Origin of the sequence: Rheinheimera baltica, assembly GCF_030731985.1 — a bacterium.
Lineage (GTDB): Bacteria > Pseudomonadota > Gammaproteobacteria > Enterobacterales > Alteromonadaceae > Alishewanella > Alishewanella baltica.
The window spans coordinates 253,686-267,481 of the sequence record NZ_JAPJDY010000004.1 but is presented as its reverse complement, the minus strand read 5'-3'; the positions used below and the strand labels follow the sequence as shown (position 1 = coordinate 267,481).

At 47.7% G+C, this 13,796-nt stretch carries 9 protein-coding genes; 5 read left to right on the top strand and 4 right to left on the bottom strand.

Annotated elements, in window-relative coordinates:
• Positions 1 to 10: 10 nt before the first annotated feature.
• Positions 11 to 1,609 (bottom strand): AbgT family transporter, encoded by a 1,599-nt coding sequence (locus tag ORJ00_RS08700; protein WP_306139585.1) that lies wholly within the window; start codon positions 1,607 to 1,609, stop codon positions 11 to 13.
• A gap of 347 nt (positions 1,610 to 1,956) precedes the next feature.
• Between ORJ00_RS08700 and ORJ00_RS08695 the strand changes: the two genes are divergently transcribed.
• Both ORJ00_RS08695 and ORJ00_RS08690 read left to right on the top strand, forming a co-directional pair.
• Complete coding sequence (locus ORJ00_RS08695) at positions 1,957 to 2,706, top strand: 3-hydroxybutyrate dehydrogenase (RefSeq protein ID WP_306139584.1); 750 nt, start codon at positions 1,957 to 1,959, stop codon at positions 2,704 to 2,706.
• 45 nt (positions 2,707 to 2,751) lie between these two features.
• Positions 2,752 to 6,243 carry a PAS domain-containing hybrid sensor histidine kinase/response regulator gene (locus ORJ00_RS08690; RefSeq protein WP_306139583.1) on the top strand — a complete coding sequence of 1,164 codons (3,492 nt, stop codon included), beginning with the start codon at positions 2,752 to 2,754 and terminating at the stop codon, positions 6,241 to 6,243.
• Between the two features lie 9 nt (positions 6,244 to 6,252).
• Here the strand turns inward: ORJ00_RS08690 and ORJ00_RS08685 are convergent, their stop codons facing one another.
• Complete coding sequence (locus ORJ00_RS08685; RefSeq protein WP_306139582.1) at positions 6,253 to 6,900, bottom strand: response regulator transcription factor; 648 nt, start codon at positions 6,898 to 6,900, stop codon at positions 6,253 to 6,255.
• A gap of 66 nt (positions 6,901 to 6,966) precedes the next feature.
• On the bottom strand, positions 6,967 to 9,285 hold the full coding sequence (locus tag ORJ00_RS08680) for a TonB-dependent receptor (RefSeq protein ID WP_305975498.1): 2,319 nt from the start codon (positions 9,283 to 9,285) through the stop codon (positions 6,967 to 6,969).
• A 156-nt stretch (positions 9,286 to 9,441) separates the two neighbouring features.
• Here ORJ00_RS08680 and ORJ00_RS08675 point away from each other — a divergent pair, with 156 nt between their 5' ends.
• From ORJ00_RS08675 to ORJ00_RS08665, 3 genes are all read left to right on the top strand, one after another.
• Positions 9,442 to 10,743 (top strand): GntP family permease, encoded by a 1,302-nt coding sequence (locus ORJ00_RS08675; RefSeq protein WP_306139581.1) that lies wholly within the window; start codon positions 9,442 to 9,444, stop codon positions 10,741 to 10,743.
• Between the two features lie 9 nt (positions 10,744 to 10,752).
• Complete coding sequence (locus ORJ00_RS08670) at positions 10,753 to 11,916, top strand: E22 family MetX-like putative esterase (RefSeq protein ID WP_027671383.1); 1,164 nt, start codon at positions 10,753 to 10,755, stop codon at positions 11,914 to 11,916.
• 242 nt (positions 11,917 to 12,158) lie between these two features.
• On the top strand, positions 12,159 to 12,524 hold the full coding sequence (locus tag ORJ00_RS08665) for an HPF/RaiA family ribosome-associated protein (protein WP_306125740.1): 366 nt from the start codon (positions 12,159 to 12,161) through the stop codon (positions 12,522 to 12,524).
• Between the two features lie 66 nt (positions 12,525 to 12,590).
• Here the strand turns inward: ORJ00_RS08665 and ORJ00_RS08660 are convergent, their stop codons facing one another.
• Complete coding sequence (locus ORJ00_RS08660; RefSeq protein WP_306125741.1) at positions 12,591 to 13,697, bottom strand: alkane 1-monooxygenase; 1,107 nt, start codon at positions 13,695 to 13,697, stop codon at positions 12,591 to 12,593.
• Positions 13,698 to 13,796: the final 99 nt, after the last annotated feature.

Genomic DNA, 13,796 nt, shown 5'->3' with positions numbered 1-13,796 from the left:
GGGTTTTTCTTTATCCAGCAAACTGATAATAGGTTGGTGAACCCGGACCAACCGGTAACTGCAACACAAACACCCAAACATAAAATAGCAGGGTCCAACCGACAAAAAACACCAGCGTATACGGTAGCATTGTCGCAATTAACGTACCGATACCTAAATCCTTTTTATAGCGCGATGCCACTGCTAATATTAAGCCAAAATAACTCATCATCGGCGTTATAAGGTTAGTAACTGAATCACCAATACGATACGCCGCCTGTATTACCTCGGGCGAGTAGCCAACTATCATTAGCATGGGCACAAAAATAGGCGCAAAAATAGCCCATTGCGCTGACGCTGAGCCCAGTGACAAATTCACCAAAGCACACATGCCGATAAAGAAGAAGAATAAACCCGGCCCGGTTAAGCCAATATCCTGCAATAACGTCGCGCCGTTTACCGCCAAAATTGAGCCTAGATTAGACCAACCAAAAAAGGCGACAAACTGGGCAGCAAAGAATACCAACACAATGTACAAGCCCATAGAGCTAATGCTTTTGGCCATGGCGTTAATCACATCACGGTCGGTTTTCATCGTGCCGACACAGCGGCCATAAATGTAACCCGGTATAGCAAAGGTGATAAAAATGAACACCACTATACCTTTTAAAAACGGAGAGCCTGCCACTAAGCCTGTTTCCGGGTGGCGTAATGGCCCCCACTCTGGTACTACACTGATTGCTAACAATATACCCAGCGCCAAAAATGCCAGCCCGGCGGCTTTTAAACCGCGTTTTTCTTCTGTGCTAAGCTTTTCCAGTTCAGGCTTGCCTAAATCAATCGCGGCTTCGCTTACATCGTATTTACCCAATTTAGGCTCTACTATTTTCTCGGTAACAAAAGCGCCTAAGCCGGCAATAAAAAACGTACTGACAATCATAAAAAACCAGTTTGCTTCCGGCCCAACGGTATAATTCGGATCAATCAAATTTGCTGCAGATTGGGTAAAGCCGGCCAACAGCGGATCAACGGTACCGATAAACAAATTAGCACTATAACCACCAGACACACCGGCAAACGCTGCAGCCAAGCCAGCCAAAGGATGGCGCCCAAGAGAGTGAAAAATAACTGCAGCCATCGGTATTAACACCACATAACCCAGTTCTGACGCCGTGTTAGAAATAATACCGGCAAACACGATGGTAACCGTAACCATGCGCTTTGACGCGCCCATAACCAAACCACGCATCGCGGCAGAAATCAACCCGGAATGCTCAGCAATACTCACGCCCAGCAGTGCTACCAGCACCACGCCCAGCGGCGGAAAGCTGGTAAAGTTGGTTACCAGGTTAGACACTATGCGCTGCAAACCATCAACACTGACTAAATTAACAACGCGGATTACGCCATCTGCTGCTCGCCCGGCAGTGCCTTCTGGCCTGGGATCTATTGCACTAACATCAAAGTAAGCCGCTATACCGCTACCTAACACCACTGCCAAGGCAAAGTAGGCGAATAAGGTAACAGGATGAGGTAGTAAATTACCGAGAAACTCGACGGTATCAAGAAAACGGGTAAACCAGCCGCGTTTGCCGCTGCTCACCGCTGATCTATTGTCAGACGCTGACATGGAATATCCTCTGTGTAGACCTTGTTATCCGCAACCGCCTTTAACCGCCTCAGGAAAACGAGCATTTATACCCAACAATTACCAAATACCTTGTTAAAACCCTGAAAGCGTATTCTTTTTACAAAAAAACAGGCTGCTGCGAACGAATTATTTTTATTGTTAAGGCGAAAATGTACCACAAGCACTGGGAGTAGAAAACCATAAGCCAGATTTTTCGAGCCTTAGTTATGGCATTTAAGTCAAACACAGCATTCATTGAAAAATGCCGACATAGCACTAAAGTACCGTTGCAGCGAAGCGTTCTGGCTTCTAGCATGATTACAAGCAACTTACTTTGGAGACACACTATGCAGGTTCTTGTTACCGGTGCTACCGGCGGTATCGGTTTTGCTATTGCCAGCCATTTTGCCGCTTTGGGCCATAATGTGGTGCTCGCAGATCTGCAACAAGACGCTATTAACAGCAAGGTGGCGCTACTTATTGCGCAAGGCTTTAGTGCCAGCGGCCTGGTGTTAGATGTTACCAACGCTGAATCCATTGCCAGTGCCGCTGAGCAATATCAAATTGATATTTTGGTTAATAACGCCGGCATTCAACATGTTGCCCGGTTAGAAGATTTTCCTCCAGAGAAATGGCAGCAGTTAATTAATGTCATGCTCACTGGCCCAGCCATGCTAAGCCGGGCGTTTATTCCTGGCATGCGACAGCGTGATTTTGGCCGAATTATTAACATTGGCTCTATTCATGCGTTAATTGCCTCACCGTTTAAATCTGCCTACGTTGCTGCAAAGCACGGTTTACTTGGCTTTAGCAAGGTGGTCGCACTTGAAAATGGTGACAAAAACATCACCATCAATACCATTTGTCCGGCGTATGTAAGAACGCCATTGGTGGAACAACAAATTGCCGCCCAAGCAAAAGAAAATAACTTAACCGAGCAGCAAGTTATTGAGCAGATTATGTTAGCGCCTATGCCACAGAAAGCCTTTATTGATGTAAGCGAAATTGCGGAAACTGCCGCGTTTCTCTGTAGTGCCGGTGCCAAACACATGACAGCCCAAACACTGGTTCTGGATGGCGGCTGGACAGCACGCTAGCCGCTTGGCGAAAACTCAGGCACAATCGGGCGATATGAGTATTTGATGACAGCGCCAGAGCAGATGATCTTAAATGGCAGCACTATTGGGCTGGGTACCATAGCTGCACTCTCGTTAGTGTATTTGCTAATCCTGTTTAGTGTCGGGCATTTTGGTAAGCGCATTAACAGCAAACATCCACTCGCTCCTTGGGTATTTAGTTTTGCTTTATCAATTTACTGCACGTCCTGGGCGTTTTACGGCGTTACAGCCCAAGCGGCAGTAAATGGCTGGTGGATACCGCCAACCTATATTGGGTCGTTTATTCTATTTTGGTTTGGCTTTAAACTTATCGCCCGCATAGCCATTGCCTGTAGACGCTATCGCATTACCTCAGTCGCCGATTTTATTGCCACCCGCTTTGGTCACTCCCGCATGTTGGCCGTTATCACCACCCTGATCATGCTGATGTCGGTTATTCCTTATATTGCTTTGCAGCTGCAAGCGGTATCAACCAGTATTAATACCCTGGTTAGCAGCACACCAAATGAGCATTGGTACAACGATACCGGGCTCTTTGTCAGTTTGTGGATGGCGGTATTTGCACTGTTATTTGTTAGCCGCAGCGCCAAAGCTCACCAGCCAAACCCGGGGTTAATGACCGCCATTGCGTTTGAATCGCTGGTCAAGTTACTTGCCCTACTGGCAATTAGTGCCTTTGTATTCTGGGGCATGTACGATGGTATTGGCCAAATTTTCACCCTGGCAGAACACCACCCGGCCGTACAGCAGCTACAACAACGGGCATTGCCTGCACATACCTATTGGTTGCATGTGCTGCTAGGTTTTGCGGCAACACTGTGCTTGCCGCGTCAGTTTCATGTCACCTTTGTAGAAAACCAACATCTGGGCCACTTGCGCAGTGCGCGTTGGATTTTCCCACTGTATTTACTGCTCATGGGCCTGTTTACCTTACCGCTGGCACTCGCTGGCGTGATGTTGTTAGGCGCCGATGCCAATATTGATTTAGTGGTATTGCAATTACCATTAGCTGCACAGCGCACTGATATTGCGCTTTTGGCCTATCTGGGTGGCTTTTCTGCGGCTACCAGTATGGTGGTTGTGGCAACGGTTGTACTTGGCATTATGATCACCAACGAATTACTCGCCCCCTTGGTGTATCGCACACCTGCTACGCAACTTGATCAGGCTGCACGGCATATTAAGGTGTCGACGCTGCGTCGAATTGCCATGCTTACAGTGATGACACTGGGTTATCTTTATTATCGTTGGATTGGTACAGAAACAGGTTTAGCTCAGCTTGGCCTGATGGCCTTTGCGCTGGTTGCCCAGTTGGCCCCAGCACTGATTATGGGCTTATTAAGCCGCAACATTAATCGTCAGGGTGCCATTGCAGGCCTGTGTGGTGGTGCTATCGCCTGGGCTTACATTATTTTATTGCCTGAACTAAGCCGGGCTAATTTAATTGGCAATGACTGGCTGGCACAAGGGCCCTTCGGCTTGCAGTTTTTAGCACCGCAGTATCTGTTTGGTTTAGAGGCTGACGTTATCAGTATTGGCGTTTTAGTCAGTCTAAGCATGAACTGCTTATTGGTTTTTCTGGTTAGTCGTTTTACCACCACTGGTGTGGGCGAATGGCTGGAAAGCGGCCGTTTCTTGCGTACGCAAATTGTGCAAACCAATACCCGGCCAATAAACTTGTCGGTGCAGGATTGCTACTTACTGGTTAAGCGTTTCGCCGGTGAAAGAGAAGCCAAGCGTTTGTTGCAACGTAATCTGAAAACGCCGCATGATCTTACCCAACAAGCCTCACTAAATATGTTGCAGGCTGCTGAGCGCAGCCTTGCCGCTGTGGTAGGGGGTGCATCCATGCGTTTAATCATGAATGCCTCTGGTAAGCATGCCACCTTACCGATGGAATCCGTTGCGCGTTTTGTCGATGAAGCCAGCCAGGTGTTTCAGTTTAATCAAGCCCTGTTGCGCTCAACTATCGACAATATTAGCCAGGGCATCAGTGTGGTTGACGCCGACTTGCGCTTAATTGCCTGGAACCAGCGCTACATAGATATGTTCAGTTACCCGGCAGGTTTGGTTGAAGTGGGCAGACCGGTGGCGGATGTTATTCGCTTTAACCTGCGCCGCGGCCTGATTGATAGCGAAGATATTAACGCCGAAATTCAAAAGCGGCTCGATTACCTTAAATTAGGTAGTGCCTATAAGTTTCAGCGTCGCCAGCAAGATGGCCGGGTATTAGAAATGCAGGGTAATCCATTGCCAGGTGGCGGCTTTGTTACAACATACAGCGATGTCAGTGCCTTTATCGACACTCAGCAACAGCTTGAGCAAAGTAACCAATTGCTTGAGCAACGTGTCACCGAACGCACACAAGCACTGCAGCAACTAAATGCCCAGCTACAACAAGCACAACAAAAAATTGAAGCCAATACTCAGGCAAAAACACGTTTTTTTGCCGCTGCCAGCCACGACTTAATGCAGCCCTTCAATGCATCTGCACTATTTGCCAGCCTGTTAAGAGACAAGCTTACCGAGCCAGAGCAACAGCAGCTTAGCCAAAACCTCATTAGCTCGCTTAATTCAGCTGAAGAATTACTGGCGGCTATTTTAGAGTTAACCAAACTAGACTCAGGTGTTATTAGCGCACACCATCAGGCGGTTTTGCTTGGAAACGTATTGGATGATATTGCCCGTGATGCTGCCATTTTAGCGCAAGAAAAAGGTCTGCAGTTTCACTATATTGCATCGTCATTAACCGTAAGTACTGACAGAAAACTGCTTAAACGGGTTATTCAAAATTTACTGGCTAATGCCATCAGATATACCCCAAGCGGCAAGGTCCTATTGGGTGTGAAGCGGCGCCAACAGCAACTGCAAATTTGCGTTGTCGATACCGGCGTTGGTATTGCTGATACCGATCAACAGCGTATGTTTGAGGAGTTTCAGCAAGGACCACAGCAGGAACAAAAAGGCTTAGGGCTGGGCCTTGCCATTGCCAGGCGTATAACAGGCATTTTGCAACACCCCTTGTCGTTACAATCTACGCCCGGGCTTGGCAGCTGTTTTTCTGTGTTAGTGCCTATTGCAGAACCTGCGCTAGCGACAAGCGTTAAGCCTGTTACTGTTGACATTAGCGCCAGCTTTAGTGGCAAAAGTGTGCTGTTACTCGACAATGAACCCCAGTTACGCAGTGCGGTTGCAGAGCTACTGCGCAGTTGGAATATGGCAGTTACTTCAGTTGGCCAACCCGCCGAAGCCTTGGCCAGCTTGCAGCAAGGGTTTAAACCCGACTTACTCTTGTTCGATTATCATTTGGATAATAACGCTACTGGCGTTGACGTTGCACAGCAGCTTGCAGCGCATTTTGCCGTTAATGTGCCCGTGGTTATTCACTCAGCAGATCATGATGAGCTTATTCGCGAAACGGCACTCAATGCAGGCTATTATTTTTTACTTAAACCGGTTAAACCCATGGCATTGAAAAAGCTGTTTCAGCGCTTATTGCGCGACAATAATGTTTAATACCGCGCCCTAAAAGCTCTCTGGCAAGCGGAGTTTTTCGAATAAAATACCAGCTAATGTACGGTTATTAACGTTAAGTTTGCGCAATATTGCTGAGACATGCTGTTTAATGGTGGTTTCCTGCACATTCATTTCATAGGCAATCTGTTTGTTGAGCAAACCATCGGCAATCATTTTTAACACCCTAAACTGCTGTGGGGTAAGCTGCTCTAGCCTGCCGGCAAAATCATCATCAATTAAGGTTTTAGCATTACTCACGTCTGCTACCAGTTCAGCAGGTAACCAAACATCGCCCTTTAGCACAGCCTCTACCGCTTCGGCTAATAGCTCAAGCGGTGCAGATTTTGGAATATAGGCCGCAGCACCCAATGCCAATGCTTGTTTAATAATGACCGGGTCTTCTTCTGCCGACACCATAATAACCGGTACGTCGGGGTATTCGGTGCGCAGTGCAGTTAAGCCGGTAAAGCCATCGCTGCCAGGCATTTTCAGATCAAGGAAAATAAAGTTGGTATCAGGGTGCGCTCTGAGCAAAGGCCAAAGCTGTTGCATATTTTGCGCTTGAAGCAGCAGAGCGTCGCTACCCAGTATATTGGCGCAAGCTTGAGAAAGGGCCACCCTAAACAGCGGGTGATCGTCAGCAATTAAAGCAATCATAAGGTCTGTTCTGAGCATTTTCGCCCATGATGAACCGGGGCTTTCGCCCCGGCAAGTGTTTTATTACTAGAAACGGTAACCAACTGACAAACTTACTGTGCGTGGCGCACCGTAGTAGCCTATCAACGTATTGTCACCGCCTAAGCCCGGAATATACTGACCAGGGTTAGCTGGATCTGGTGCGATAAAAGCATAGTTACCCACCAGATATTCTTCGTCGGTCAGGTTTTTACCATGCAACGCTATACTCCAATGACCATCACTGCTTAGCCAGGTTACGCCCAGGTTCAGTAAGCCATAGCCGTCTTGCGTTAACAGGTTGTCTAACTCCACCACGGCATAGTCGCTGCGGTAATTGTAATTACCGTTAACTATCACATCACCAAAATCGGTCATCAGGTTGTAGCTAAAGCCAACATTCATGGTGGTTTCAGGTGTATTAGTCACCGAGAAACGATCGGATATGTCCACCTGGCCAGTACCGGGTATAAAAGACACCGCTTCTTCAAAACTAGCGTCAATTAAACCCAGGTTACCGTAAATTTCCAACTCACGGCTGGCACGCCAGGTAACTTCTACTTCAGCACCTGTGGCTTCTGAGCGGCCAACGTTACCTAAGCGTTGATTTAATGCTGAAGCATCATCTTCGTCCGGGATTACCGAAATATACTGCCGATCTTTATGATCTAACATAAACAAGGTAGCATTGATGCGTAAGGTGTCATTCCAGTCGCTTTTAATACCTACTTCAAATGAATCAACATCTTCCGGATCCGCGGCAGGTTCAGCAACTGTAGCACGGGGGTTAAAGGTACCTGACTTAAAGCCCTGACTATAACTGGCAAATAGCATCATATCGTTGCTGTGCTGGTACTCAACACCAATCTTCGGTGTCACTTTAGACCAGCTTTCGCTGTCATCCAACACCACCGGTGTGGTTAACCCTTCAGGGCGCACATAGCCCGGCACCCAACCCGACTCTGGATACACATTAGCAAAAATAAGGCCATTACGTACTAATGCATCTTTATCATCTTTGGTGTAGCGTAAACCGGCCGTTACTGACCATTTTTCGTCAATATCATAGGTACCCTGAGCATAAAGCGCGGTGCTGTCACCATTGCTACAGCCGCCCACTTCACGCGTCAGGCCAGGTGTGCCAAATGCCCCTCGACCCAACACACCCAGTATGGCGTCGAAAACACCACAAGAGTCGGCAGTGTAGTAGTAAGCGCCAGACACCATTTTAAAGCCGTCGGTCTGGTAGTTAAGCTGGAACTCCTGGGTAAACTGCTCGTCATCATAAATGGCGGGGACATCAAAGATATCCAATGAGGTATTGTCAAAATCAATGTTGGTTTTAGAGTAACTTTCACGCTGAGAGGTAATCGACTTAAACGTCCAGTTGTCGTTGATGTCCCAATTAATGGTCAGACCTACCCCTTCAGTGTCTACCGTATTCCAGGTAGGCATACTGGTGTACGAATCATATACACTATCCGGAACAGGTGCATCGGTTAACAAGCTGGGTAATAAGCGGTAACCGCCTTTGGCGTTAGAATCGTCTTCGGTCTTATCGTAATTCAGTCGTATAAAAACAGCGTCGCTCGGCCGGTATTCCAAGGTAAAGCGGTAAGCCTGCAAGTCTTTGTTATAGTTCTCGCCATCTTGCCCCGCCAAGGCAGACGTTAAAAAGTTACCATAACCATCGCGTTGTAAGTTGGCATAACCAAAACCTAAATAAAGCTGATTATCGATTAGCGGTATTTGACCGGTCAGTTTTACGTCACCTTGTTTATAGGAACCGGCAGTAACGTTGACGGCAAACTCGGTATCTCCGCTCATTTCCTTGGTAACGTACTTAACAGCACCACCAATAGTGTTTTTACCATACAGCGTGCCCTGTGGGCCGCGTAGCACTTCAATACGCTCAACGTTTAAAATATCCAGCACAGCACCTTGTGGCCGTGCAACATAAATATCGTCAACATAAATACCCACACCCGGCTCGTAACCCCATAGAGGGTCTTCCTGACCTACGCCGCGAATAAAAGCGGTTAAGGTAGAGTTAGTACCCCGGCTTTGCTGCAAGGTGGTGTTAGGTGAGAATTGTTGAAGTTCTACCACGGTAGCAATACCGCGCTCGGCTAAGTCGGCTGCGCCAATTGAGGTTACGGCCACCGGAACTTCCTGCAGGTTTTCAATGGTACGGCGGGCAGTAACTTCAATACGCTCCAGCTTGGCTTCTTCATCTGCACCTGGTGTACCGTCTTGCGCCAGAGCCATGCCAGCGAAGCTACTGCTGATCGCCAGCGCCAATAAACTGGGTTTAAGTAAGGTTCGGCTAAACTTGTGCGGTGCATCAGTATTATAGTTATGGGCCATCTTGGCTCTCCTGCTGTTTGGGTTCGCATCTTTTGTTTTTATTTGTGTAGCCTTACTGTAGGCGCAAACGCAGAATTTTTAACCTGTACCTTAGTACTATGGTGATGACTGCAGTCCTGTATCAGACTAAACGAAAATGAAAATAAGGATAACGAGATGTTGAGTCTTATCGGATTAATGGCTGGGCTTGGGCTACTAATCGTGTTGACCATGCGCGGCTTTAACCTGTTTATTACTGCACCATTGTGTGCGTTGCTGGTGGCGGTAACCAATGGTATTCCATTTTGGCAGATAAGCGACAAGCTCGACTTCGTGCACGGTTATATGTCGGGTTTCTCTGGCTTTGTCGCAGCCTGGTTTTTAATGTTTTTGCTCGGTTCTTTGTTCGGTAAACTCATGGAACATACCGGCGCTGCTGATGCAGTGGCGCTGGCTATCGTAAAAAAACTGGGGCAAGGTAAAGCGGTTCTGGCCGTTGTGCTGTCCTGTGCCGTGCTAACCTACGGCGGCGTTAGTGTGTTTGTGGTGGCGTTTTCTGCCTACCCCATGGCGGTGAGCTTATTTAAAGGCGCAAACTTACCCAGACGTTTTATTCCGGCGGCACTGGCGTTGGGCTCAGTAACCTTTACCATGACATCTGCTGGTTCGCCGGAAATTCAAAACTGGATCCCAATTCAATATTTACATACTTCGCCCTATGCTGGCTGGCAAGTTAGCATCGTGGTGGCCATTTTTATGGCGATAAGTGGCTATACATTGCTGATGTGGATGATAAACCGCGCCGTAAAACAGGGCGAACAGTTTAACCAGCGCGCCAGTGACCCGGAAATAACCTCCCGCGCCCTGCCTAACCCGCTAATGGGCATTATTCCGCTAGGTGTGGTGTTACTGTTGTCTTATATGCTACACGATAGCCTGCAGCAAGCCGCGCTTATTGTTGCGCTTAGCGGCGGTGTGGTCAGTTTGTATTTGCTTAATTTTCGTTTTTTACATAACCCAGCAGCAGCAACTAACGAAGGGGTATTAGGTGCGTTATTAGCCATAGGTAACACAGCGGCAGTGGTTGGGTTTGGCTCTGTTGCAAAGTTAACACCGGCGTTTAGCAATGTAGTAGATTACATGACCCACCTGCCTGGGCCGGAATTGCTTGGCGCTGCAGTAGCAGTAAGTGCTATCGCGGGTTTAACCGGCTCGGCATCGGGTGGGCAAGCTATTGCGTTACCCGAAATTGCCCCGCATTATCTCGACCGGGGTGTCGATGCCGAACAACTGCACCGTGTCGTTGCCATTTCCTCCGGTGCGTTAGACTCGTTGCCGCATAACGGTTACGTGGTTACCACTATTCGTGCAATCTGTGGCGAGAGTCATCAAAATGCGTATTGGCCAGTAGCCGTTGTGAGTGTGCTGGTGCCGGTATTGGGCACAGCTCTGGCAATACTGTTATTTCAGTGGTTTTAAGGAAGATAGATGCGAGTTTTATTAAGTATACTGCTAGCGGCAAGTTTGGGCTTTACGGCAGCAGCAAATACAGTAGATGTAAAAAAACAGCGCTTTACGCTAGATAGCTTTACTACAGCGAATGGCCAGACTATTGCCCCGGTTAATATAGGCTGGGAAGCCTATGGCAAGCTTAATGCAGACAAGTCTAATGTAATATTAATTACCCACTATTTCTCTGGCACCAGTCATGCGGCCGGTAAATACCAAGCAACAGATGCCGTACCGGGTTATTGGGACAGCATTATTGGCCCGGGTAAAGCCATCGACACGAATAAATTTTATGTTATTAGCAGTGATACCTTAGTTAATGCCAATGTATTTGACCCCAATGTTATTACAACAGGGCCTGCGACTATTTCCCCTGCTACAGGCAAGCCTTATGGTTTAACCTTTCCCGTGGTTACCATTGGCGATTTTGTTGAGGTGCAAAAAGCCCTGCTTGATAGCCTCGGCATTACTAAATTGTATGCCGTTATTGGCCCGTCAATGGGGTCGTTTCAAGCGATTGAATGGGCAGTGCGATACCCGGAGCGCGTCGAGCGCTTAATACCGGTAATAGGCAGTGCCTTTATTGACACCTTTGGCGCAGTGAAACTTGAGCGCTGGGCTTACCCGATAAAAGTCGACCCAGCGTGGAACAATGGCGATTACTACGACAAAGGTCAACCGATTCAGGGCTTAACCACGACTTTAGCCTATATTACTCAGGATGCCGTGCATCCGGTGGGCTTTAACCTGCGCTACCCCTCTCCCGTTGCAGATAAAGCCGCTTTGCAAGATATTCGCGCCAGCCTTACTGCGTGGGACGAACTCATGCAACATGCCAAAGTTCGGGCAACCTATCAGGATGCTAATCACATTTTGTATTTAGTCAGAGCATCGCAGCTATGGCGTGCTGGCATGGGGGACAGCTGGCAACAGGCGGTCGCTAAAGTTCAGGCTAAAACGTTATTCTTACCGGCAACCGGTGACTTACTGTTACCGCCCTATCTTAGTAAGCAAAGCGCTTCCGCTATGAATGCCGCAGGCAATCCGCCCCAATATGCTGAAATTCCGGGCGACTGGGGCCATTTAGATGGTGTCGTGGGTATAGAAGCGGTCGCGAATAAAATACAACTTTTCTTGCAGTAATTTTCATTCAACTTTTCCTGGTGGGAGCTGCTGTTTTGGGCTCCCTGTTTTTATACCTAACTCCCCCAATACTTAAGTGCGTGCAATATGTTAATCCGTTACTCGATAACAAAAGCTAATTTAGCTATTGAATACGCCACGTATAGTCTCCAGATATGTATCAGCAAGTGGAAACTAATCCATGTAGGCGAGGTCTGTTAGTTAGGCCTAACACGCCACAGAGTTAACAACAGGAGTAAGCTATGCAAATTCAAATTAACAGTGATCGTAATATTCAGGCCGATGAGCGGCTGGCAGAAATTGTTCGCGATACATTGCAAAACAAACTCAGCCGATTTGCTGACCACATAACGCGGATTGAAGTGCATTTTAGTGATGAGAATGGCAACACCAAGCATGATGGCAGTGATAAACGCTGCATGCTGGAAGCCCGCTTTGAAGGCTTGGATCCGGTAGCGATAACCGAACATGCCGCTACAGTAAACCAAGCATTAACCGGTGCTGCCGACAAAATGCAGCGTAAATTAAGTTCGGTAGTAGGCAAATTACGCGACAAACATGTTCGTGCTACTACCCCAGAATTCGCCGAACCCGACGAAGTAATGTAACCTCTTTTGTTTTACATCTTTTGATGTTTTGATGCAGCGCTGGCATGTTGAGCACAGCGCTGCAATTTAATCCTTAGCCTCACACTTCTGACCATAACGTGCATCCCATTGTTGTAATTTTGGCGTCATTAAATGAAACCATAATGGCGGGATCAGCGCCAGCAAAATGGACCCTAAATAACCGGTAGGTAAATTCGGTTCATCAGGCATGGCTTTTAATTGATAAAACGGCAATTGTGCTCTGGCATGATGATGCGAATGCCGGGTTAGGTTAAAGCTGGCCCAACTGCTAATGCGCTTAGTACTATTCCAGCTATGATAAGGCCGTACAGGCTGCTTAGGCTGACGCTCAATGCCATAATGTTCAATATAATTAACCACTTCTAACAAAGCCTTGGCAAGCAAAGCGCAAGCACTAAATAACAATAACCCTTGCCAACCCGCCAGAGTCAACGCCACTACACTTAACAGTAAAGACATCACAATGCCGCGTAAATATCGGTTATGGTAACTGTACACCGCCAGGTTTAACTGCGTTAAGCGCTGCCTCTCAATTGCCCAGGCACTGATATTACCTGCCACAGTAGAAATAATGATGTGCTGGTACACATTTCTTCCTCGCGGCGCACTTGCAGGGTCTTTTAAGGTAGCAACATAACGGTGATGGCCATACACATGCTCGATTGCAAAAGCACAATCCCAGCTAAAAGCCAGTAACCAACGGCCAATTAACATGGCAAAACGATCTGCCGTGCGGTGTGTCAGCTCGTGCGCTGGCACAGTACCCACTATTGCAATTAACAGTCCGGCGCCAAGCCACACCGGGATAAAGTGCCACCACTGATTCCCAGCACGTGCCGCCAACGCATCGTAGCCTGTATAGTGGTGAATAAACTGTCCAATCCCAAACACGTCATTTTCTGCCACGCTCCACAACAACATGACAAAAATCATCGCAATAAAGACTAAAGCGCTATAGAGCTGTGCATTCAACAGCCAGGTGTGAGCATACGCTGGCTCGCTAAGATCATCACCCATTAGCACATCGCCAAACACCACAACCAGCAACACCACAATAAAGCCCAGCGCCTTCCAATTGCCACCCAAGCCGATACCCAGCAAAAACGGCAGTGTAAGCAAATGAAACAAACTGAATTTTAAATATTTTATCATCGACGCCAACCCGCAAGAATTCAGGCTATAAGCGTATGACATCGTAAGCACTAACGGCAGTGTTATAGCAGCCAACTTCTGGTCATTTTCGGACAAATA